Annotated in this window: 24 protein-coding genes; 16 read left to right on the forward strand and 8 right to left on the reverse strand. The window is 52.4% G+C overall.

All coding sequences use genetic code 11. The features are described from left to right. Nucleotides 1-37: 37 nt before the first annotated feature. A complete protein-coding gene (gene tnpB / locus WG929_RS19370; protein WP_416207395.1) occupies nt 38-253 on the forward strand; it encodes an IS66 family insertion sequence element accessory protein TnpB in 216 nt (71 codons plus the stop codon). A 36-nt stretch (nt 254-289) separates the two neighbouring features. Here tnpB and WG929_RS19375 read toward each other — a convergent pair whose 3' ends face one another. Next, nucleotides 290-436, reverse strand: a complete 147-nt coding sequence (locus WG929_RS19375) for a hypothetical protein (protein WP_416207396.1) — start codon at nt 434-436, stop codon at nt 290-292. A gap of 236 nt (nt 437-672) precedes the next feature. Here WG929_RS19375 and WG929_RS19380 point away from each other — a divergent pair, with 236 nt between their 5' ends. The 7 genes from WG929_RS19380 to WG929_RS19410 all read left to right on the forward strand — a co-directional run bounded on the left by WG929_RS19380 (nt 673) and on the right by WG929_RS19410 (nt 6,174). Next, on the forward strand, nt 673-984 hold the full coding sequence (locus WG929_RS19380) for a putative quinol monooxygenase (protein ID WP_416207397.1): 312 nt from the start codon (nt 673-675) through the stop codon (nt 982-984). Between the two features lie 173 nt (nt 985-1,157). After that, the gene (locus tag WG929_RS19385; RefSeq protein ID WP_369855667.1) at nt 1,158-1,421 is read left to right on the forward strand and encodes a CopG family ribbon-helix-helix protein; all 264 of its coding nucleotides are present in this window, start codon (nt 1,158-1,160) and stop codon (nt 1,419-1,421) included. Further along, a complete protein-coding gene (locus tag WG929_RS19390) occupies nt 1,418-1,708 on the forward strand; it encodes a type II toxin-antitoxin system RelE/ParE family toxin (protein WP_369855666.1) in 291 nt (96 codons plus the stop codon). The genes WG929_RS19385 and WG929_RS19390 overlap by 4 nt, the downstream gene beginning before the upstream one ends. Nucleotides 1,709-1,767: 59 nt before the next feature. Then, nucleotides 1,768-2,565 carry an IS5 family transposase gene (locus WG929_RS19395; RefSeq protein WP_416207398.1) on the forward strand — a complete coding sequence of 266 codons (798 nt, stop codon included), beginning with the start codon at nt 1,768-1,770 and terminating at the stop codon, nt 2,563-2,565. 293 nt (nt 2,566-2,858) lie between these two features. Then, nucleotides 2,859-3,626: an ATP-dependent zinc protease family protein gene (locus WG929_RS19400; RefSeq protein WP_416207399.1), complete on the forward strand. Its 768-nt coding sequence runs from the start codon at nt 2,859-2,861 to the stop codon at nt 3,624-3,626. After that, nucleotides 3,623-5,158, forward strand: coding sequence for an inactive transglutaminase family protein (locus WG929_RS19405; RefSeq protein WP_416207400.1), 1,536 nt, complete (start codon nt 3,623-3,625; stop codon nt 5,156-5,158). Before WG929_RS19400 ends, WG929_RS19405 begins: the two co-directional genes overlap by 4 nt. A gap of 35 nt (nt 5,159-5,193) precedes the next feature. Next, nucleotides 5,194-6,174 (forward strand): alpha-L-glutamate ligase-like protein, encoded by a 981-nt coding sequence (locus tag WG929_RS19410; protein ID WP_416207426.1) that lies wholly within the window; start codon nt 5,194-5,196, stop codon nt 6,172-6,174. A gap of 57 nt (nt 6,175-6,231) precedes the next feature. Here WG929_RS19410 and WG929_RS19415 read toward each other — a convergent pair whose 3' ends face one another. Further along, on the reverse strand, nt 6,232-7,062 hold the full coding sequence (locus WG929_RS19415) for an HDOD domain-containing protein (protein WP_416207401.1): 831 nt from the start codon (nt 7,060-7,062) through the stop codon (nt 6,232-6,234). Between the two features lie 128 nt (nt 7,063-7,190). On the opposite strand from WG929_RS19415, the gene WG929_RS19420 reads away from it, so the two are divergent. Together WG929_RS19420 and WG929_RS19425 are read left to right on the forward strand one after the other, a co-directional pair. Continuing rightward, on the forward strand, nt 7,191-8,081 hold the full coding sequence (locus WG929_RS19420; RefSeq protein ID WP_416207402.1) for an NAD(P)-dependent oxidoreductase: 891 nt from the start codon (nt 7,191-7,193) through the stop codon (nt 8,079-8,081). Between the two features lie 31 nt (nt 8,082-8,112). Beyond that, nucleotides 8,113-8,856 (forward strand): hydroxypyruvate isomerase family protein, encoded by a 744-nt coding sequence (locus WG929_RS19425; protein WP_416207403.1) that lies wholly within the window; start codon nt 8,113-8,115, stop codon nt 8,854-8,856. 247 nt (nt 8,857-9,103) lie between these two features. Here WG929_RS19425 and WG929_RS19430 read toward each other — a convergent pair whose 3' ends face one another. Together WG929_RS19430 and WG929_RS19435 are read right to left on the reverse strand one after the other, a co-directional pair. Further along, nucleotides 9,104-9,526, reverse strand: coding sequence for a DUF1289 domain-containing protein (locus tag WG929_RS19430; RefSeq protein ID WP_416207404.1), 423 nt, complete (start codon nt 9,524-9,526; stop codon nt 9,104-9,106). A 187-nt stretch (nt 9,527-9,713) separates the two neighbouring features. Next, nucleotides 9,714-9,923: a cold-shock protein gene (locus WG929_RS19435; protein WP_303433637.1), complete on the reverse strand. Its 210-nt coding sequence runs from the start codon at nt 9,921-9,923 to the stop codon at nt 9,714-9,716. A gap of 447 nt (nt 9,924-10,370) precedes the next feature. Here WG929_RS19435 and WG929_RS19440 point away from each other — a divergent pair, with 447 nt between their 5' ends. Then, a complete protein-coding gene (locus WG929_RS19440; RefSeq protein ID WP_416207405.1) occupies nt 10,371-11,255 on the forward strand; it encodes a class I SAM-dependent methyltransferase in 885 nt (294 codons plus the stop codon). Here the strand turns inward: WG929_RS19440 and WG929_RS19445 are convergent. Both WG929_RS19445 and WG929_RS19450 read right to left on the reverse strand, forming a co-directional pair. Next, a complete protein-coding gene (locus tag WG929_RS19445; RefSeq protein ID WP_416207406.1) occupies nt 11,227-12,195 on the reverse strand; it encodes a bile acid:sodium symporter family protein in 969 nt (322 codons plus the stop codon). The genes WG929_RS19440 and WG929_RS19445 overlap by 29 nt on opposite strands. Nucleotides 12,196-12,237: 42 nt before the next feature. Beyond that, nucleotides 12,238-12,648, reverse strand: a complete 411-nt coding sequence (locus tag WG929_RS19450) for a hypothetical protein (RefSeq protein ID WP_416207407.1) — start codon at nt 12,646-12,648, stop codon at nt 12,238-12,240. Nucleotides 12,649-12,808: 160 nt separating this feature from the next. Here WG929_RS19450 and WG929_RS19455 point away from each other — a divergent pair, with 160 nt between their 5' ends. Then, entirely contained in the window at nt 12,809-13,420 is a 612-nt protein-coding gene (locus WG929_RS19455) for a flavin reductase family protein (protein ID WP_416207408.1), read from the forward strand. 15 nt (nt 13,421-13,435) lie between these two features. On the opposite strand, the gene feoB is transcribed toward WG929_RS19455, so the two are convergent. Together feoB and WG929_RS19465 are read right to left on the reverse strand one after the other, a co-directional pair. Further along, nucleotides 13,436-15,736 (reverse strand): Fe(2+) transporter permease subunit FeoB, encoded by a 2,301-nt coding sequence (gene feoB, locus WG929_RS19460; protein ID WP_416207409.1) that lies wholly within the window; start codon nt 15,734-15,736, stop codon nt 13,436-13,438. Next, nucleotides 15,733-15,969 carry a FeoA family protein gene (locus WG929_RS19465; protein WP_369855652.1) on the reverse strand — a complete coding sequence of 79 codons (237 nt, stop codon included), beginning with the start codon at nt 15,967-15,969 and terminating at the stop codon, nt 15,733-15,735. The genes feoB and WG929_RS19465 overlap by 4 nt, the downstream gene beginning before the upstream one ends. A 354-nt stretch (nt 15,970-16,323) precedes the next feature. Between WG929_RS19465 and WG929_RS19470 the strand changes: the two genes are divergently transcribed. From WG929_RS19470 to WG929_RS19485, 4 genes are all read left to right on the forward strand, one after another. Further along, nucleotides 16,324-16,812 carry a hypothetical protein gene (locus WG929_RS19470; protein WP_416207410.1) on the forward strand — a complete coding sequence of 163 codons (489 nt, stop codon included), beginning with the start codon at nt 16,324-16,326 and terminating at the stop codon, nt 16,810-16,812. A 390-nt stretch (nt 16,813-17,202) separates the two neighbouring features. After that, on the forward strand, nt 17,203-18,615 hold the full coding sequence (gene nifE, locus WG929_RS19475; protein ID WP_416207411.1) for a nitrogenase iron-molybdenum cofactor biosynthesis protein NifE: 1,413 nt from the start codon (nt 17,203-17,205) through the stop codon (nt 18,613-18,615). Between the two features lie 10 nt (nt 18,616-18,625). Beyond that, entirely contained in the window at nt 18,626-20,062 is a 1,437-nt protein-coding gene (gene nifN, locus WG929_RS19480; protein WP_416207412.1) for a nitrogenase iron-molybdenum cofactor biosynthesis protein NifN, read from the forward strand. 28 nt (nt 20,063-20,090) lie between these two features. Then, nucleotides 20,091-20,567, forward strand: a complete 477-nt coding sequence (locus WG929_RS19485; protein ID WP_369855648.1) for a NifB/NifX family molybdenum-iron cluster-binding protein — start codon at nt 20,091-20,093, stop codon at nt 20,565-20,567. The last annotated feature ends 6 nt before the right edge of the window (nt 20,568-20,573 follow it).

The raw sequence follows: 20,573 nt of genomic DNA on the forward strand, positions 1-20,573 counted from the left end.
GATCTGTTGCTGGCATTAAAAGATCGAGGGCTTTTATATGCTTAGGCCCAGTGCAGCGGTTCAGGTATATTTATACGCAGGCACCGTTGACATGCGCAAGTCGATTAATGGCTTGTCGGCACTGGTCGAGCAAGAGCTGGAGCTTAGTTCTATGGCCAATGCTCTGTTTGTCTTTTGTAATCGCGACCGGGATAAAATCAAGTTACTGTACTGGGAGCGCAATGGCTTTGTGCTCTGGGGGACATCTATTTAATCCGGTGCTCACTCTGGGCTACCGGATGGTGTCGAATCACGAAGCCGACTTGCAGGCCTGACGGGTCACGTCAAACGTCGGCGACACAGAGTCGAGATCATCCGGCAGCCCCCGGAGGGCGCGGGTTGCCGCCGTCCAGAGCGGTGTTGGCGAACTTGAAAAGGACTCGTCATTTCGCGGCATTCGCCGCCTTGCCCTGATCACCGGCAACACTCGCGCAGAGTCGTGCAGGATTAAATAGATGTCCCCTAGTGTCTATTTTAGTAATTATTCTTAAAAATATGATGAGTATTCATGATTCAGGCGAAGAAACTTAACAAGGCCATGAAGATTGACGTCTTTTCCGTTGTTTGGTTTGTGGTTTAACGCTACGCTACCACAAATCAAACAACTCCATAGCCGCAACTGATGGCGGCGTTATGCAAAAAGGTCGAACTAAATCTATGACAAACATAATTGAAGCTACTGCAATTATTGAGGTTAAAGCTGGGCATGCTGATGAATTTGAGAGCCTCTTAAACGAATTCGAAATACAAACGAATAAAGAAGAAGGTTGCCTTGAATTCAGGTTTTTCCGAGAAATAGGTGAGTCAAACCGCTTCGTATTATGGGAAGTTTTTCAAAACCAAGAAGCTTTGACCAAACATATCGAAATGTCACATACAAAAGAAATTTTTTCAAAAGGGTTAATTGAATCAACCGACGTTATTAAACATCGAAAAGTTGTTTAGAGTCCAAACAAAAAATATTTACAAAGGTGCATAACCAAGCGTTTAAGAACATTCGCTTCGCTCTCTCGGACGCAGCGATGCTGCGCCGCTTAACTTAACGTTATAAATCACTCTAGCCTTGAATGCTCGCATGTACTAAAATGTATTACAAACTAGTACAGGAGAGCGTTTCAATGGGTATTACAAGTATTCGGCTAGCAGATGACATAGATAAGCCACTTGAATTTTTAGCTAGCAAGCTAGATAGAAGTAAGAATTATCTTATAAATCAAGCGGTTAAAGAGTTTTTGGCAAGACAGTCCGTAGAGGAGTCTCGGTGGGCAGACACTTTGGAGGCTCTAGAGTCTATTAAAGCAGGTAAATCCATTGCGGAAGCAGATGTGAATGCCTGGCTAAACAGCTGGGGCACTGGTGAGCGCAAAGAGCCACCGAAATGATAGAGGTTGAATATTCCCCAGAGTCGATGAAAGACCTTCAACGGGTTGTCGAGTGTGTTGAGGTTAAGAATCCTTATGCCGCACGAAGAATCGCAATTGATCTTCAAGAAGGAGTTTTCAAACTAAAGCAATTCCCTGAAATTGGCTTGCCGGTCATAAAAGCGCCTGATCCTGAAAAAATCCGAGATCTATATATTGGTGATTACACCGTCCGGTATTTAATCACCAGTGGTATTGTTTATATTTTGAGAGTTTGGCACAGCAAGGAAAATGAGAAAAATTTATAACAAAATAAAGCAGCAGTTTCGCTATGCTCCCCGCTGTTTGTGGCGTTATATTTCCGAGTATGAAACTACTAACGAATAAAGGAATAGATGAGATTGAGGGTGCTCTAGGTAGAGAGACTCCCAGATTCTACAGGAAGCTTCTTGTTGAAGTCGGTTTTGGAGAGTCAGGCGATATCGAGTTGTATCACCCAAAGGAAATCGATGAGCTTTATGAATTCAAGGCGCTCACCCACATCGATTGGAAGCTCAGCCTGATCTATTCCGAGCGTGGGCGGGAATCCATTCCTCCGGAGCGTTTATTGAGAGCCTTGCTGCTGCAAATCCTCTTCAGTATTCGCAGCGAACGGCAACTGGTCGAGCAGATTCAGTACAACATGCTCTATCGCTGGTTTGTCGGTTTGAGTATTGATGATCCGGTCCGGGATCATTCGACTTTCAGCGTCAATCGGGATCGCTTGATCCACCATAACGTCAGCACCGAATTATTTGCCGAAGTGGTTGCCTCGGCCCAAAAACAACAGCTCCTGTCGAACGATCATTTCAGTGTCGATGGCACTTTGATGCAGGCTTGGGCTTCCCAAAAGAGTTTTCGGCCAAAGCACCCTGATGACGACCATGATCAGTGCCAAGGGCCTTCCGGACGCAATCGGGGAGAGAATTTTCGTGGCACCAAACGCAGCAATGACACGCATGAATCGACCACCGATCCAGATGCGAGGCTGTTCAAAAAAGCCAAAGGACAAAAAGCCCGATTGTCCTTCATGGGGCATACAGTCATGGAAAACCGGCATGGTTTTGATCGGCCCCTTACGGCAGTTAAAAGTGAAGGGGCTGGAGAAGGTCAACAGCGCTCTTGAGGTGACCATGATGGCTTACAACCTGGTGCGAATGGCAAAGTTACAGGGTCAATCTGTCTGATGAACGGAAACGGGATGGCTAATCCCGTTTTAAATGGAAAACCTGAATAGAAAACAACCAAATAAGTGTGATTGATAAGGCGGAAGAGCTTCTATCAGCGAATTAGATACGAATTTCAACGGCCTGCTAGTGAGCAAACCAACAGTGATTTCTGACAAGCTGCGTAATAGTCGTGGGCAACTTGTACCGCCTTTATGGTTCAATACCGGCTTTTGCGCGGTGGAGTTGTGGTATGTCCAGCGGGGCCTGGCAGGTGGCATTGATGTTGATGGTCGCGGGTGGTTTGTCGGCCTGCAGTCACTGGCCGGGGGCTGAGCACCGGGCGGTGACGCTGGAGGGTATTGAGGCGGTTGTTGTCCGTCATCGTCCTGATATTCAGTTGAGCTGTCCAGATATTGAAGCGGTTCTGGCGAATCAGCAAGAGCAGACGGTTCAGATGGTGGCGCTGCAGCAACAGTTACAACAGCTGGCAGATATCAACCCGGATCCGGGTCAGCCAAGTTGTCCGGCGGCCGATGCGGTCGCCGAACCTGTTGCAGACAAACTGGTGGTGGGGGCATCGGAGTGGATTTATCTGGTGCCGCCTGGGCATCACTATCGCGCCAGAGTCGACAGCGGAGCAGCGACGTCGTCGCTGAGTGCCCGTAATATCACCCGTTTTGAGCGTAATGGTCAGCGTTGGGTACGTTTTCTGTTGCAGCACGATGATGAAGCCGAGCCGCTGGAGATCGAAGCTCGACTGGTTCGTAATGTGTTGATCCGGCAAGCATCCACCAACGAAATCGATCGTCGGCCCGTGGTGGCGTTGACGGTTCATCTCGGTCAGCAGTTACAGCAGCAAGCCGAATTTTCTCTGGCCGATCGTTCCCAGATGACCTATCCGATTTTACTGGGGCGTGCGTTCTTGCGTGATGTCACCCTGATTGATGTGGGGAAAAAATTTCTGCTCGGGAAATATCAACCCGATGCGCAAGCGCCAGCTGTGAGTGATGACGAATGAGTGAACATCGTTGGCCTTATGTTGCGTTGATCCTGTTGTTGCTGAGCGCCGGGATTGCCCAGATTCTGCATCGGCACTGGGTGTATGACGTACCGCTGTTACCGGGTGAGTCACAAACCGTCTGGTCGGTTGAAGCAAGAGTAGAGCTGACCGCTGATGCACAACCGGTGCGTGCCGTTCTGGCGCGGCCATCGAATCAACCCGGATTTATGTTGCTGCGTGAAAGTGGCGCGTCTCCCGGTTACGGGCTGAATTTTATCGACGGTGGCAATCCGGTGGCGGAGTGGACCAAGCGCACGGCCAGCGGCCGCCAGGTGTTGTTTTATCGCGCGGATGTGTTGGAAAGCGACGCCTACGAATTGATGCCGGAACCGGAACCGGCGCTGACGGTGACCAGCTGGCCGGAACCTTACGCCAGTGCGGTGGGGCAGTTGTTGGCGTTGGCGCATCGTACGTCGGCAGATAACTTCAGTCTGACGCGGGAGTTATTAAAGGCATTTTCAGCCGTACCTCGTGCCCAGCATGTGGAGCTGCTGATCAGTGAATTCAGTCAGACTCTGCCACCGTTACTGGTGAATATGCTGAACAAGGCGGGGGTGCCTGCACGTCTGGTGTACGGCTTGCGGTTACAGGATGGTCGTCGGCAACAGCAATTGTTGCCTTATATCCGGGTATGGCAAGACGATCAGAGTCAGGTCTTTGACATTCCGCTGCAGGCCCGTAATCCGGCGCTGTTTGATCGGGATGCGCCGTTGTTATTGTGGGAGCAGCGTGGTGAGCCGGTGCTGGAGGTGTCGGGTGGCCGTGATTCACAGGTACGCTTTGCCATGATCCGGCGGGAAGAATCGACTTTTGCCAGTGTTGCCAACCGCTTGTCAGATCAACACGAGTTATTGAATTTTTCCATTCACAGTCTGCCGGTGGAAGAGCAGGCGATGTTCAAAACCATTCTGTTGTTACCCATCGGCGCGTTGGTGGTATGCCTGCTGCGGATTCTGGTGGGGATTCGTACCTCGGGCACCTTTATGCCGGTGCTGATTGCGGTGGCATTTATTCAGACTTCGCTGATCACTGGGCTGGTGGGCTTTCTGTTCGTTGTGGCAACCGGCCTGGTTATTCGCAGCTATTTATCGCGTCTCAACCTGTTACTGGTGGCGAGAATCTCGGCGGTGATTATTACAGTGATTGCGATTATCGGGCTGTTCAGTGTGGCGTCCTACAAACTGGGCCTGACGGAGGGTTTAAAAATCACATTCTTCCCGATGATCATTTTGTCATGGACCATCGAACGTATGTCGATTCTGTGGGAAGAAGAAGGTGGCCGTGAGGTGATGCGCCAGGGCGGCGGCAGCTTGTTGACGGCGGTAGTGGCGTATTGGGCCATGAGTGATCCGCTGATACGACATCTGACATTTAACTACATCGGTGTACAGTTGGTGATTCTGGCGCTGGTGCTGATGCTGGGAACGTACACCGGTTATCGGTTGCTGGAGCTACGTCGTTTTGTGTCGCTGCGTCAGGATGGATCATGAATAGCCGCGATCCTGGTGCTCATGGTCTGGCAGGAATGGGTCATCTCTGGCAGTCGTTATCGCAGCAGTTGCTGTTGCCGTTACGGTTGCAGCAAGCTGGAGTACTGGGTATGAACGCCCGTAACCGGTTGTATATCGGGCGTTATAATCCGCGCAAGCTGTATCCGCTGGTGGATAACAAACTGAAAACCAAACGACTGGCAGAACGTGCCGGAATTGCGGTGCCCGAACTGATAGGTACGATTCAGTCACAGCATGAAGTTGAGGCGTTGGGGCAACAGCTGTCTGACATTCCGGCATTTGTGATCAAACCGGCCAAAGGCTCCGGTGGTAAAGGAATTGTGGTTGTTCAGAGCCGGGAAGGCGATTATTGGCTGCGAGCCAATGGCAGCCCGGTGACTCTGAGCGATCTCAAACGTCATGCGTCGAACATTCTTGCCGGACTTTATAGCCTGGGTGGTACGCCGGATATCGCTATTATTGAGCGATGTATTGAGTTTGACGAGTCGCTGGCGCATTTCTCTTACGAAGGGGTGCCCGATGTTCGAGTGATCGTCTGTCGCGGTTATCCGGTGATGGCGATGACACGGTTGGCTACCCGAGCGTCGGATGGAAAGGCGAATCTGCATCAGGGTGCTGTCGGTGTGGGGTTGTCGCTGGCAAATGGACAAGCGTTACACGGGGTGCAGGATGGCATTCGTCTGACCCAGCACCCGGATACTGAGGTGACACTGTCGGAGCTGGTTATCCCCCAATGGCAGCCATTACTGGTTTTGGCGGCCCGCTGTTATGACATGACCGGATTAGGCTATCTGGGGGCCGATATTGTTATCGATCGCCAGCATGGCCCGCTGTTACTGGAATTGAACGCACGTCCAGGGTTAGCCATACAGTTGGCGAATGGTGCCGGGCTGTTGCCCCGACTGAGAGTGATCGACCGGCTGTCGCCCGCAGACCTCCGCCGTTCAGCGGAGGTGAGGGTGATGTTGAGTCAGCAATGGTTTGCCGGGGCCTGATCGCAATGGTGTCTTGTTAAATCGCCAAGCGTTTTCTGTGCATCATTGGAAGATCCTCTAATCGTTGAGAATGTCTTCAAAACCGGATTCCAGGTCGCGGCATTCTGCCACTGCCGCACGGATTTGACGCAGATCGAGACCGATGTGCCGGGCAACCCGAACCGGGAATTTTTCCACCAGCTCTTCTTCGGTCAGATCATTCTGATGGGCGGTATGCAAGTATTTGGCGATGTAGATCAGGCCGCCGAGATTTGAGAAGGGTTGATCCAGATCCGGGTTGCTCTGGTCCTGGATTGCTTGCTGGATTTCTTCCGGAAATTTCCAGCGCTTGGCCAGTTCGGTGCCGACATCGGCAGAGGTAAAACCCAATCGTGCGGTTTCTGCGGTGTGACGATGGCCGCCCAGACGTACGGATTCGTTAATATTGGCGGCATCGTCTGGCAGTACGATGTGAATCAGCATTAAACCGATGGAATGTAACATGCCGCAGGTAAAAGCAGTTTCTTTGTCGCCGTCTGGCATATAGCGAGCCAGCCATTTGGCCAAAGAAGCGACGGCAAAGGAGTCACGCCAGAAGGTTTTTTGATCAAAACCGGCAGGGGCTTTCATGGCGGATGTGACGCCGGAGGCCAGAACCATGGTACGCAATGTACTTAACCCCAACAGCACGACGGCGTCCTGGGGATTGGAAACGGTGCGTGACAGGCCATAGTGAGCTGAATTGGCCAGTCGCAGTACCTTGGCGGTGAGCGCCTGGTCGAGTGCGACCTTGCGGCTGATATCGTTGGCATTGGCATTGTCGTCCCGGAAACTTTCAATCAGCTCTTGTACAACTTTCGGAATATGCGGCAGTTGTCGGGACTCCGCAAAAATAGTGGCCATATTCATGAGACAAGTGTCCTCTGGCGGGTGGGTATTTTAAGAATAGGCCAGCTGTGAGCAAACGTCGGAAAACTTGGTTCAAAGTCAGTAAGTCTTTGATAGTATTGGCAGTTATTCTTCTAGAGGGTGGAGCATTGACGATCGGATTTATCGGGATGGGCCTTATGGGAGTTCCCATGGTTATGCGTCTGCTGGACGCCGGCTACCCTGTCCGGGTCTGGAATCGTACGCCCGATAAAATTGCAGCAGTGGCAGCAGCAGGTGCTCAGCGAGCTGCATCAGTGGCAGAACTGACGCAGCAATGCGATGTGGTGATGGTGTGTGTCACCAATACTGAGGCCGTTCATGATATTGTCTTTGGCCCTGAGGGCATCGCGACGGTTGGGCATGAGGGTCAGGTACTGGTGGACTTCTCCAGTATTGAGCCGCAATCGACCCGACGGATGGCCTCTGAATTGCTAACCCGATGCGGTATGAGCTGGGTGGATGCTCCGGTATCGGGGGGCGTTATCGGTGCGGAACAAGGGACACTGGCAATCATGACAGGGGGCGATCTATCGGTGATCGATCGACTGAGGCCGGTGTTTGCCGCCCTGAGCCAGCGGGTTACTCATATGGGGCCAACGGGTGCTGGTCAGGTGAGCAAGGTGTGCAACCAGATGTTGGTGAGTTGTAATGTTCTGGTGATGGCGGAGGTACTTGCGTTGGCTGAACGGGCAGGCGTTGACGCGCTGGCATTACCTCAGGCACTTCGGGGTGGTTTTGCAGATTCCACGCCACTTCAGCTCACTGGCCCTAAAATGGCCGCACGCGATTTCGAGGATATAAAGTGGCGGGTCAATACCTTGCTCAAGGATATGAATATGGCCAATGGTCTGGCGCAGTCTTTGGGCAGTGCGATCCCCATGGCAGGACTGGGTGTCGAGTTGCTGCGTCAACATGCTGGCCGTGGTTTTGGGGAGCAGGATCCTGCTACGTTGATTCACTTGTATATGGAGATGTTGTCAGGTGAAGGCGAGCGCTAATTTATCCACCTTATATACCGAGTTACCGTTTATGAAACGGTTTACGGCAGCCCGCCGAGACGGCTTTCATGCGGTCGAAATCCAGTTTCCCTACGCTTATCCGATCTCTGATATCAAGCGACAGCTGATCGACAATGACCTCAAATGCGTACTGATTAACGTGTCTGCTGGCGATCTGATGCAGGGCGGAGAAGGGCTGGCATGCGTACCGCGCAAGACCGCAGAATATGCCGCTGCAGTGGTGGAATGCCTGTCTTATGCGCGGGCATTAAAAATTCCCACGGTGAACGTATTACCGGGCTGCTGTCGCATTGCCGAGCGTCGCGAAGAGTATATGGCGACCTTTATTCGCAATCTGCAGGTAACCGCCGACAGTTTTGCCCCGTTTGGAATCACCACCACGTTTGAAGCGATTAATCGTTTTGATATGCCCGATTTTATGGTTTGCACCGGGCGGGAAATGTTGGCCATTATGGTGGAGCTACGTCATCCTCACATCAAGGCGCAGTTTGATGTTTATCATATGTCCCGTATGGGCGTGGATGTGATCGGGTTTATTCGCCGTCACGGTCGCAAGATCGGCCATATCCAGTTTGCCGATATGCCAGGCCGACACGAACCGGGAACCGGGCGGATCAAGTTTGATGAAGTGTTTGCCACGATCGAGAGCAGCCATTATGAGGGCTGGGTTGGAGCAGAGTACCATCCAAGCCGGGCAACTTCAGCGACGCTTGGCTGGATGAATGAATTCGATGCATTGCGTTTGCCTGGCTAGCCCGTGACACGTCCTGTCAGGAGGAAAAATCCCGTAAGGCAAGGCATTGGACGCCGAGAATGGCGCGTCCTTTTCAAGTCCGACAACACCGCATGGCGGGATATTGACCCTGACCCTTCGAGCTGAGGCCAGTGACTTCCAGCACGGCGTTAGTTGTCACTTGTTTAGCTCGCTAAACCATGCTCCTCATGCCTTGTGCTGAAACCAACGGGCGCTTAGCAGGCTCGGTTTGATCATTGAACGCCCCCTAGGGGCCATCTTGTTTTGAGTCAGGACTTCCCTGGCGTTCAAACAGACCAATCTGGCTGGCTTGTTGTGGCGTTGTTCTCGATGCCGTAGCCAGAGGCGGAGGCGTCGGCTCTTCTGAGACTGATGTGCGTGAGTTTTCCAGATTCTGATCCATTATGTTGCGGTCAGCAGCAAACAAATCCCCTTGCGGAATGTACTCTGGCAATGCGTCTTCGACGTGTTGTACCTGTCCTGCCTTTAACTTCAGGCGGCGGCGCTCACACAGATTGACAATCAGTTGTTTCTGGAAATTACTGAATTCGTTCCAATGGAAGCGCTCCTGACGGCTGCGTAAACAACCCTTGCAGAACCCTTTGTTATTAACGGTGCAAATTCCACGGCACGGATTGGGGATGTTAAACAGTTCGCCTTGGTCAATCATAGGGACGATACGTCGCTGAATGGCTGGGGAACAAAAAAGGGCATGCGGATGCAAGAAATGGGTCAGCTGAAGCCAGAGGCTTCAGCGGACTTTTGGCCAGCGAATCTTGAAGGGTGACACGCCTGGTGAAAACACAAAGGGTGACCAAACAGATAACAGGGCCACGGCCGTAGAACGGCCCAGGATGTTACAGAGGGTTGACGTTTTCAGCCTGAGGACCTTTCTGGCCCATGGTTACTTCCATGGTCACTTTCTGGCCTTCCTGCAGTGACTTACGGCCTGCGCCGTTGATAGCACTGTAGTGAACAAAAACATCTTTACCAGATTCCTGCTCAATAAAGCCGAATCCTTTCTCATCGTTGAACCACTTAACAGTGCCCTGAACTTGATCTGCCATTTGTATTTCCTGAAATTGATGTTGGCCAAAGCCAATTTAATGCGATTTTGCTGGCACTGCGGTACTGGCCGGTCATCCGGTAAGCAATCAATGCCGATATCGACCAGTATCCTGCACACTTCGGGTGAATCTGGAGCACTCGCCAATAGAGCTTGAAACGACAAGCTCACCGCCATAGTAGCTCAGTAAGTTCTGGTGACCAAGGGCTGATGCAAAATAGTTGGCCATGAATTGAACCTGAGTGGGATGATTGTCTGTCGGCCTTATCGGATTGGCTCAATTTGCCTCAGACAGTTATTCATAAGGCAAAATAAATGCCAGTAGAGCGGCAGCATTGCCTTGTTTATCGCTCTCCCATCATGGCTCAAGCTGATGCTGTTATGGTGATCGGCATACGGCTCTGTGAGTCGGTTCGTTTTAATAATTTGGTCTGGATAAATTGTACTCATGATTCCCGATTTTCGTCTGCCTGTGTCGTGTGAGGCTCAGCGGCTGTTTCATGGCCGGGGGCACAGTGAACCCGGCTTTGAACACGTTAATATTGACTGGTATAAACCACTGGTGTTGATCACCTTGTATCAGGAGCCGGTAATGGGCTGGCTCGAGCAATTATCAACCTGGCTGATGGCGACCTTGGCTGAGGCTGCGGTGGTGGCGGTGCAGTATCGCTGTCGTCCCATGGCACCGATGGAAGCCCTGGTGGGAGAGCTGCCGGCCCGGTTGGAAGTCACTGAGCATGGCCTGAATTATGAACTCCGTTTGGGCCAGTTCCAGAATACCGGTCTGTTTCTCGATATGGCCAATGGTCGCCGCTGGGTGCTGGAACATGGTGCCGGCAAGCGGGTGTTAAACCTGTTTGCCTATACCTGTGGCTTTTCCGTGGCGGCGATTGCGGGCGGAGCGGCACGGGTGGTGAATGTTGATATGAGCCGCAGAGCATTGGCTATCGGCAGGGATAACCACCGCCTTAATCAACACCAGCTCGATCGGGTTGTTTTTGAGGGGGTGGATATTTTTCGTTCATTTGGACGGCTGAAAAAACATGGCCCCTACGATCTGGTGATTGCTGATCCGCCAACCTTCCAGAAAGGCAGTGTTGATATTCGCAAGGATTACCCGAGGTTGTTGCGGCGCCTGCCTGAGATGCTGGCGCCTGGAGGGGAGTTGTTACTGTGTCTGAATGCGCCAGAGCTGGGGGAACATTTTTTGCGCCAGCAGGTTGCCAACGAGTGCCCGGACTGGCGTTGCATCGAGCGCCTGCCGAATCCGGATGCTTTTGTGGAAGTGGATGATACGGCAGGACTCAAGGTTTTGCGTTATCAGTCTTGCTGACTCCACCACTGGCTGTTTGCAGTTGGCGAATCCGGCGTCGGGTTTGCCAGCGCCACCAGGAGGCTAGCAGCGCGCCGCTGAGGTTATGCCAGACGCTGAACAGGGCGGCGGGCAGGGCAGTAAGGGGGGTAAAAAACTGCAACGCCAGCGCTGCCCCCAGTCCTGAATTTTGCATGCCTACTTCGATGGCAATGGTGCGACACTCGACTTCGGTAAAGCCGCGCCAGCGCGCCAACGTATAACCCAACGCAGTACCGAGCAGGTTGTGTAACGCCACCGCCAGTAATGTCATGACGCCCACCGTGGCAATCTCATCGGCATTCAGCGCGACGACGATGGCGATAATGGCCAATATGGCGACGGTTGCGGCGTTTGCCAGCTGTTTGTTAACTGCCTGGCGCAGTGCCGGGAAGTAATGATTGATGGCGATGCCAGCAATGATAGGCAACACGACAATTTTTGCGGTCGTCAGCAGAATCGCGAGTATATCGATACTGACACTTGCGGAGGCATAGAAACTCAGCAGCCATGGGGTCAGGACAACGCCCCACAGGGTGGAAAGCAGCGTCATACTGATTGACAGGGCAACATCACCCCCAGCCAGGTAGGTCATGACATTGGATGCCGTTCCACCGGCACATACGCCTACCAGAATGACACCTAACGCCACTTCGTCTGGCAGTGCCAACAGATGCACCAGCAACCAGCCAAGCAGTGGCATCAGCAGATATTGCAAGGTGACGCCCATGGCGACCGGTTCCGGTTTGCGCAAGATACGGCGGAAATCTTGTGCCCGTAAGGTCAGACCCATGCAAAACATAATAAACATCAGTAAGGGAATAACCGCGACGTTCCAACCCAGCAGTGGTTGGGGGTCGTTCCACGCCAGCCAGCTCACCGCGATAGCAAGAAGAGGGAAGGCGCTTTGTAATGACAGCATGGTTTTTACCCGAATATCGCTAACTTTGAAGCCGCGACCATATCAGGAATCCTGGCGCTGGTCTCGGGGGCAGGGCCGCAGTACAGTGGCGGCACTCAGTTGAGCCTGTGCTGGCGTCAAATGTGTTGGAATACGTACACAGCGGGGGAGCTCGGGATACAGCCATGCGCGCCAGAGCCAGCCAGGCATGGCGTTCACTTCGCGGTTATAGTCCATGGCGGCGGTCAGTAACTGGCGCCATTGCTGGCGGCATTGTTGTTGATCATCTTGTTGATGGTGCTGGGTGATTTGGCAATTGGGCCACTGATTGACCTGCCAATTATCTCGTTTGCTGTTCCAGGCCCGCCAATAGCCGGCGGTATTCTGGCTACCATTCAACATTAAAGTGATAACGATCAGGGCAGCGATGCCGCTATGGTGAAGAAAGCTCAGGGAAAAAGGTCTTTCTCTCATGAGCAAATCCGGTTGGCTTTGGATGCCTGTATTAGTCCTCTGGCAAATGACATTAGCATGACATTTGTATGGCGGCGATGTGATGTGTTTGAGTGGAGCCAATAAACTCAGGTGACAGATCGCTGTCTTTGACAATCCCGGTTAACCGGAAGGAGATTTCATGATTGTTGATTTTGCAGAAATTGAAGCATCCCAACGCTATTTTTTAATGACCCAAGCAGTGCTGCCGCGTCCCATCGCCTGGATTCTGACAAGCAACCCGTCGGGCAGCCTGAACCTGGCACCGTATTCTTTTTTTGCCCCTGTCTGTTCCAATCCGCCCACACTGGTGGTGTCCATGGGCCAGAAGTCGGCAGGAATGGAAAAAGACAGTTATGAAAACTTGCGCAGAACCGGAGAGTGCGTTGTCCATATTCCCCGTGTCGCGGATCTGGATGCGGTGAACACCAGCTCGGCTACACTGGGGTTTGATGAGAGTGAAGTGGATCAACAGGGGCTGGCGGTTACTGAGTTTATCGCTGGAGGCCTGCCGAGACTGACTGATTCGCCTCTGGCATTTGCCTGTCATTACCAACAGCAAGTCGATCTGGGGCCAGCGCCACAGCATCTGGTGTTTCTGCAGATCGACCAGCTTTACGTGGCTGAAATGGTACTTGAGCCGGTTAAGCAGCGTCAGCAGATCAATGCCGAGGCGGTTGACCCTCTGGGGCGGCTGGGTGGCAAAGTCTATGCTGGCCTGGGAGAACTGCTCAGTCGAATCAGACCCGACTGAGCATACGGGCTTGGGTCAGTTAAGCTGGACTATCGGTATCAATAACGCGTCGCGGCGTTTGCCGTGACGCCGCATCAGCAGCAAACAGCCGGCGATAAAACCAACGCAGCCGAGCGACCAGACCCCGGAACTCAGTGGGTGGCTGGTGATGCTACCGAGCTGATACACCAGTACGGCGGTGGTGTAGGCCAGGCCAGTACTCCAGACGGCGACAAAGATCATCCATTTGATTCCGGCTTCTCGCACCATCGCACCCAGGGTGGCAACACAGGGGGTGTATAACAGTACAAACACCAGATAGGAAAAGGCCGCCAGCTGACTGCCAAACAACAATTCCATCGCACTGAATGTTCCAGAGTGCACACCTTGCTCTTCGCCTTGGTCGGCACCAATCAGATTCAGTCCCAGAGGGTCAAGCAAATTGTTCGCAACACTGGCAAGGTTATCTGGAATGGTCAGAAGGGATTCGAGTAATAAATTGGGCAGGTTGTATGGACGGTCGTCGACTATTACGTCTGGGCTATAGAGGGCGTCCAGTGTTCCCACGACGGCCTCCTTGGCAAAAATACCGGTAATGATACCGACGGTTGCAGGCCAGTTATCAGTCTGGACGCCCATAGGTGCCAATACCGGCGTCGCGACTCGGGCAATGCCGGACAATGCTGACTTCTCATTATTCTGGTTGCCAAAGGAACCGTCTGTTCCAAATGAATTCAAAAAACTCAGTACGGTAACCACAATAATAATGGTTTTACCGGCGCGCATTGAAAACGACTTCAGCCGTTCCCAGGTTTTAATCAGTACACCCTTGACGGTCGGGATATGGTAAGCCGGTAGTTCCATAACAAACGGAGTTAACTCCGGTTTGAACAGCGTGTTCTTCAGCGCCAGGCCGGTAAGCAGTGCCATGGCGATGCCAAGTATATAAAGTGCAAACACCATGGTGGCGCCGTTGTCTGCAAAAAACGCAGCGGCGAACAGGGCAAATACAGACAGCCGGGCACCGCAGGACATAAAGGGTGCCATCGCGATGGTTAATAAACGATCTTTATGGGTGTCCATTGTCCGGGCGGCCATTACCGCCGGCACATTACAGCCGAATCCAACAATGAGTGGCACAAAAGACTTTCCTGGCAGTCCGACTGAGCGCATCAGGCGATCCATAACAAAGGCTGCTCGGGCCATATAGCCAGAGTCTTCAATAATGGATAAAAACAGGTATAAACCACCAATAATCGGAATGAAGGTGGCGACCAGCTGAATGCCGCCACCCAATCCATCGGAGAGCAAAGTGATGAGCCATTCCGGCGCGGATATGGCGTTGAGCAGGTAACGGCTGCCCTCAACAAAAATAGCCGAGGAAGACATGTCAAAGAAATCGATAAACGCGCCGCCAAAATTAATTGCAAAGGTAAACATCAAATACATGATGCCGAGAAAGAAGGGAATGCCAAGGAAGCGGTTCAGTACCCAACTGTCGATACGCTCGGTGAGTGAGCGTCCGGTATGGTGCAGGCTGACGACCTGATGGGTCAGATGTCTTATCGATGTAAAGCGCGAGTTGGCAATCAGCACATCGATTGGCTGATGTTCCTGGCTTTCTAGGCGTTGACGCCAGTCGGCAGCAAGCTTTACATAGGCGCTGCGATAGGCTGGTCCAACGTCGGCAGCGGCCTGGCGATCACTCTCCAGTGCCCGAGAAGCCATCCAGCGCGGGTTGGACAGGGTTTGCCCGGAGGCAGCGATCAATTCTTCGAGTGCCGTATGAATGTTGCCGGATGCGCGCCACATGGGGGTCGGGACGGCAGAATGCTGCAGCGCATGGCCAACGACGCGGCGTAATTCTTCAATACCATCGCCGGTCGATGCCACAATCGGTACAACCGCTACACCCAGCAGGGTAGACAGCTGCTGGGTATCAATATGTATTCCTTCCCGCTCGGCAACGTCAAGCATATTGACTGCGCATACCATAGGCACGCCCATATCCAGTAGCTGGGAAGTGAGATAAAGATTGCGCTCCAGGTTCGAGCCATCAAGAATATTAATGACCAGATCGGACTCGCCGCCGATAACAAAGTCTCGGGCGATACGCTCATCCAGAGACAGGTCGTCATCCTGGCTGTCGAGTGCATAAGTGCCTGGCAAATCGACCAGAGTCAGGCTCTGGTCGCGAATAACCACGACACCTTCTTTACGCTCGACGGTTACTCCAGGCCAATTGCCAACTTTCTGTCGGGCACCGGTCAGTTGGTTGAACAGGGTGGTCTTGCCACAGTTAGGATTGCCGATCAGGCCGATTACAGCAGGTTTCACGTAATACTCTCCACCAGCAGGATGGTGGCTTCCTGTTTGCGCAGGCTCACCGAGGTTCCACGTAGCTGGATCTGAATAGGATCGCCAAGGGGGGCGACGCGGCGGATTTCAATTTCTGCACCAGGGACAACGCCCAGGGCCAGGAGCTTGCGGCGGAACTGTGCTTCCGTAGCGGCAAATCCGGTTACCCGTACATGCTCACCAATACGTGCCTGATCCAGTGTCATGGTCATAGAATTTTCAGTCCGAACGAAGCTTAAGGGAAAAAATGATAATGTTTATCATTTGGATGGGCAAGTGCTGTTTGCCTTGTTTGCGGATGTGCCGCAGATCACATCTACTGAGTTGTGAGGGAGTTTTAGCGGAACTTTCTGACTGCCGATAAAATCATTTGGTATTTTTCTTGGGATCCATTAATAAATAAATATTGTACTTATTCGGATTAAATAGAATCCCTTACCGGGTATTCTGTGTAGTGTTCTTCTAAAAGCAGGTCTATACTTGCGCTAACATTAACCCGAATACATAGAATGTACCGTGTGTTACGCCGGATTTTTAGTTTCCGGGTCATGCTGGTCGAGGTTTTTATGTGTTTACATACTGTCGCAGAGGTGAAAGTGAGCATTCTGGATAACGATATCGATAAGCGGATTCAGCAGCATCAACAAAAAATTGTTGAGCTCGAACAGATGAAAAAGGAACATGAGAAAAAGCTCAAGGGGCTGGAAGCGTTTGGCGTAGAGATCAAACGCCTGTGCGAACAGAATGATTTGTCTGAATCTGAACTATATGTATCCCGTTCCGAGCAAATTGAGAATTGGATTCTGGAAATGTCCCGGCAAGAATCGCCCTTACCTATCTACAATAGCTTGCGCAAGCATTTTGAGCGGGCAGGAGTACGTAGTGGCAAGCGTGAAAAGAAAATCGTGCAGCCAAAACCCAAGCTGGAAGTCGGTACTTATCGTAATCCGAACACGAACGAGAGCGTTGACAAAATCAAACGTAATCCTCGTCAGCTGGATCAGTGGATTGCCGAATTCGGTATGGATACTGTCAAAACCTGGAAGGAATCCTGATATAAGACGGTAGCGAGAACATATTCGCTACCGTCTTTTATTGCTCTGCGTAATATCCCAATGGCACTTCAACTACGGCTTGTAATTTGTGCGGCCCGGGCGGTTGGAGCCAGTCGATCATTGCCATAACTCCCTTTTTCTTCAGCGTTTCCTGTTGGTGTCGATTGTTGCTGGAGCCTGCCTGCAACGTGCGTGTTCCTGTTCCCGCCAGCGTCTCTGGTCACAATCCCGCCATTGTTATATCCCCTCCAATCGTTTTGTCTTGTCGTGTTTACTACACGGTTTTTTGTTGAAAAATCAAATTAAATCAATTGGTTACATGATGGCCCCTGGTTTGCACCTTGTCTTGTAGAGTTCTTCAGACACCGAATTTCGCAGAGAGGGCAGAGCATGAAAGCCAAAGACATCGCCGAGTTGATGGACGAGCCAGCCTGTGAGCACAACAAAAAGGAAAAGTCCGGTTGTGCCAAGCCGACGCCTGGTGCCACCGACGGTGGCTGTGCGTTTGATGGTGCCCAGATTGCCCTGCTGCCTATCGCTGATGTTGCCCATATCGTGCATGGCCCGATCGCGTGTGCGGGTAGCTCTTGGGATAACCGGGGTACCCGTTCCAGTGGCCCGACCTTGTATCGTATTGGCATGACCACCGACCTGACAGAACAGGATGTGGTGATGGGACGTGGTGAAAAACGCTTGTTTCATTCCATCAAACAAGCGGTAGAAGACTACAATCCGCCAGCGGTCTTTGTTTACAACACCTGTGTCCCGGCACTGGTGGGTGATGATGTTGATGCTATTTGCAAAGCCGCTGAAGAACGCTGGGGAGTGCCGGTCGTGCCGGTCGATGCCGCTGGTTTTTACGGCACTAAAAATCTTGGCAACCGCATCGCGGGTGAAGCCATGGTCAAGTACGTGGTCGGGCATCGTGACCCCGAGCCATTACCTGAGTCGGTACAACGTTCTGGCATCAAGGTGCATGACGTGAACCTGGTTGGCGAATACAACATTGCTGGCGAATTCTGGTACGTATTACCCCTGCTGGATGAACTGGGTATCCGGGTGCTTTGCACACTGTCAGGTGATGCCCGGTTCCACGAAGTGCAAACCATGCATCATGCTGAAGTGAATATGATGGTGTGTTCCAAGGCGATGCTGAACGTCGCGCGCAAGCTGCAGGATCGTTTTGGCACGCCCTGGTTTGAAGGCAGCTTTTACGGCATTACCGATACCTCGCAAGCGTTGCGGGATTTTGCCCGGTTTATTGGTGATGACGACCTGACCCAGCGCACCGAAGCCCTGATCGAACGGGAAGAAAAACGTATTCGTGAAGAGCTGGAACCATGGCGTAAGCGGTTGGCCGGTAAGCGAGTACTTCTTTATACCGGCGGAGTAAAGTCCTGGTCGGTGATTTCTGCGCTGCAGGATCTCGGTATGAAAGTGGTTGCCACCGGCACCAAAAAGTCGACTGAAGAAGACAAGGCCCGTATTCGTGAACTGATGGGTGATGACGTCAAAATGCTGGATGAAGGCAGCCCCAAAGCCCTGCTGCAAACCGTCAAGGATTATCAAGCCGATATCCTCATTGCCGGTGGTCGCAATATGTATACCGCCCTGAAAGCCCGTATTCCATTTCTGGATATTAACCAGGAGCGTGAATTTGGTTATGCCGGTTACGACGGCATGCTGGAGCTGGTACGGCAGTTGTCACTGACCATTGAAAGCCCGGTATGGGAAGCGGTGCGTCGTTCGGCACCTTGGGAAACCCCCGCCCGCCAGGGCAATCTGTTGTCAGCTCAGGGATAAGGGTCGGAATATGAATAACGTCGTCAATATGGAACCGGGCAAGACCGAAGTGATCAAGAAGCGCAAAAAAGCGCTGTCGGTCAGCCCGTTAAAAACCAGTCAGACCATAGGCGGAGCGCTGGCCGTATTGGGGGTCGCCCGAGCAGTGCCTTTGATGCATGGCTCGCAAGGCTGCACCGCCTTCGCCAAAGTATTTTTTGTGCGTCATTTTCGCGAGCCGGTGCCGTTGCAAACCACCGCGATGGATCAAGTCAGCTCGGTGATGGGGGCGGATGGCAATATTGTTGAAGCGCTGAAAGTGATCTGTGAAAAAAGTGCACCGGCGTTAATTGGTCTGGTGACCACCGGTCTGGCAGAAACCCAGGGAGCCGATATCAAACGTGCGGTGGGCGAGTTTCGACGTCAGTATCCGCAGTTTGTCAGCACTGCAGTGATGGCAGTAAATACGCCAGATTTCAGTGGTTCTTTTGAAAGCGGTTTTGCTATCGCGGTAAAAGGCTTGCTGCAAACCCTGGTGCCTGCGGCCGAAGCAGACAACCCCCGTGCCGGTCTGCGTCACAAACAGGTAAATGTACTTTGTGGTGCCAACCTGTCTCCGACCGACTTGGAGTTTGTTGCCGAAAGTATCGAGAGCTTTGGCTTGCGGCCGCTGCTGATACCTGATTTGTCCGGTTCTCTGGATGGACATCTGTCTGATGAACCCTTCAGTCCGGTCACCACTGGTGGTGTCAGTGTTGCTGACATCGCCACTGCCGGTGAAAGCCTGGCGACGCTGGCTGTGGGTGAAAGCCTGCACAATTGCGGTCAGTGGCTGGAAAAACACACGACGGTACCGACACATTGCTTTGGCCATTTGATGGGACTGGATGCTGTCGACCAATGGTTTCATACCCTGTCGCAGTTAAGCGGTCAGCCGGTACCCAATCGCTGGATTCGCCAGCGTAAACAGTTGCAAGACGCGATGCTGGATACCCATTTTATGATCGGGCTGACACGCGTCGCCATTGCTTCGGATCCGGATATGCTGGCCGCATTTACCCGGCTGTTGCAGGGCATGGGAGCCGAAGTGGTGGCTGCGGTGGTGCCAACGCAAGGCCCAGCCCTGAAGACACTGTCAGGCGTTCAGTTACAGATCGGTGATCTTGAAGATCTGGAAGCTGTGGCTGCGGCAGAAGATGCGCAGATTCTGCTGACCAACAGTCATGGTGTCGAAAGTGCCGAACGGCTGGGTATTCCGCTGTTCCGTATCGGTTTTCCCCAATACGACGTGGTAGGTGGTTTCCAGCGCTGCTGGTTTGGTTATCGCGCTACCAGTCAGGCGCTGTTTGATCTGGCCAATATTGTGTTAAGCCAACACCACGAACTGGAGCCCTATCATTCCTGTTATTCGCAGAAGACAGATGGCGTGAAAGCCGGATTCCGCCCCAGCGACGCCTCGGCTCACTGAGTCAGCAATTTGTAGAGAGGACACACTTATGAGTATTACTCGCAAGTTGGAAGTGTTGGACGACAACGATGACGACAACACCTTGCTGAAAGTCGCTTTTGCGACGTCAAATCAGGTGGAAGTTGATCAACACTTTGGCTCAGCTCATTCATTTTCTATTTATGGCGTCAATATTGATAACGCCTATTTACTCGCCGTCAGTGAATTTGGCGACCTCAAGCAGGATGGTAACGAAGACAAACTGGCCGAGAAGCTTGAGCTGCTCAGCGGTTGTGTTGCCGTGTATTGCCGAGCTTGCGGTGCCTCGGCCGTTCGACAGTTACTCGCTCAGGGCACCCAGCCGGTCAAGGTCAGCGATGGCACCGAGATCAGCGAGATGATTGCCAGTTTGCAACAGGAACTGCGAGAAGGGCCGTCAGCCTGGTTGGCAAAGGCTATTCGCAGTCAACTCGTCGTTAATCCTACTCGTTTTGACGCCATGGAATCGGAAGGCTGGAGCGAATAATTCGCC

It is taken from the genome of Oceanobacter antarcticus, from assembly GCF_044962685.1.
Lineage (GTDB): Bacteria > Pseudomonadota > Gammaproteobacteria > Pseudomonadales > Oceanobacteraceae > Oceanobacter > Oceanobacter antarcticus.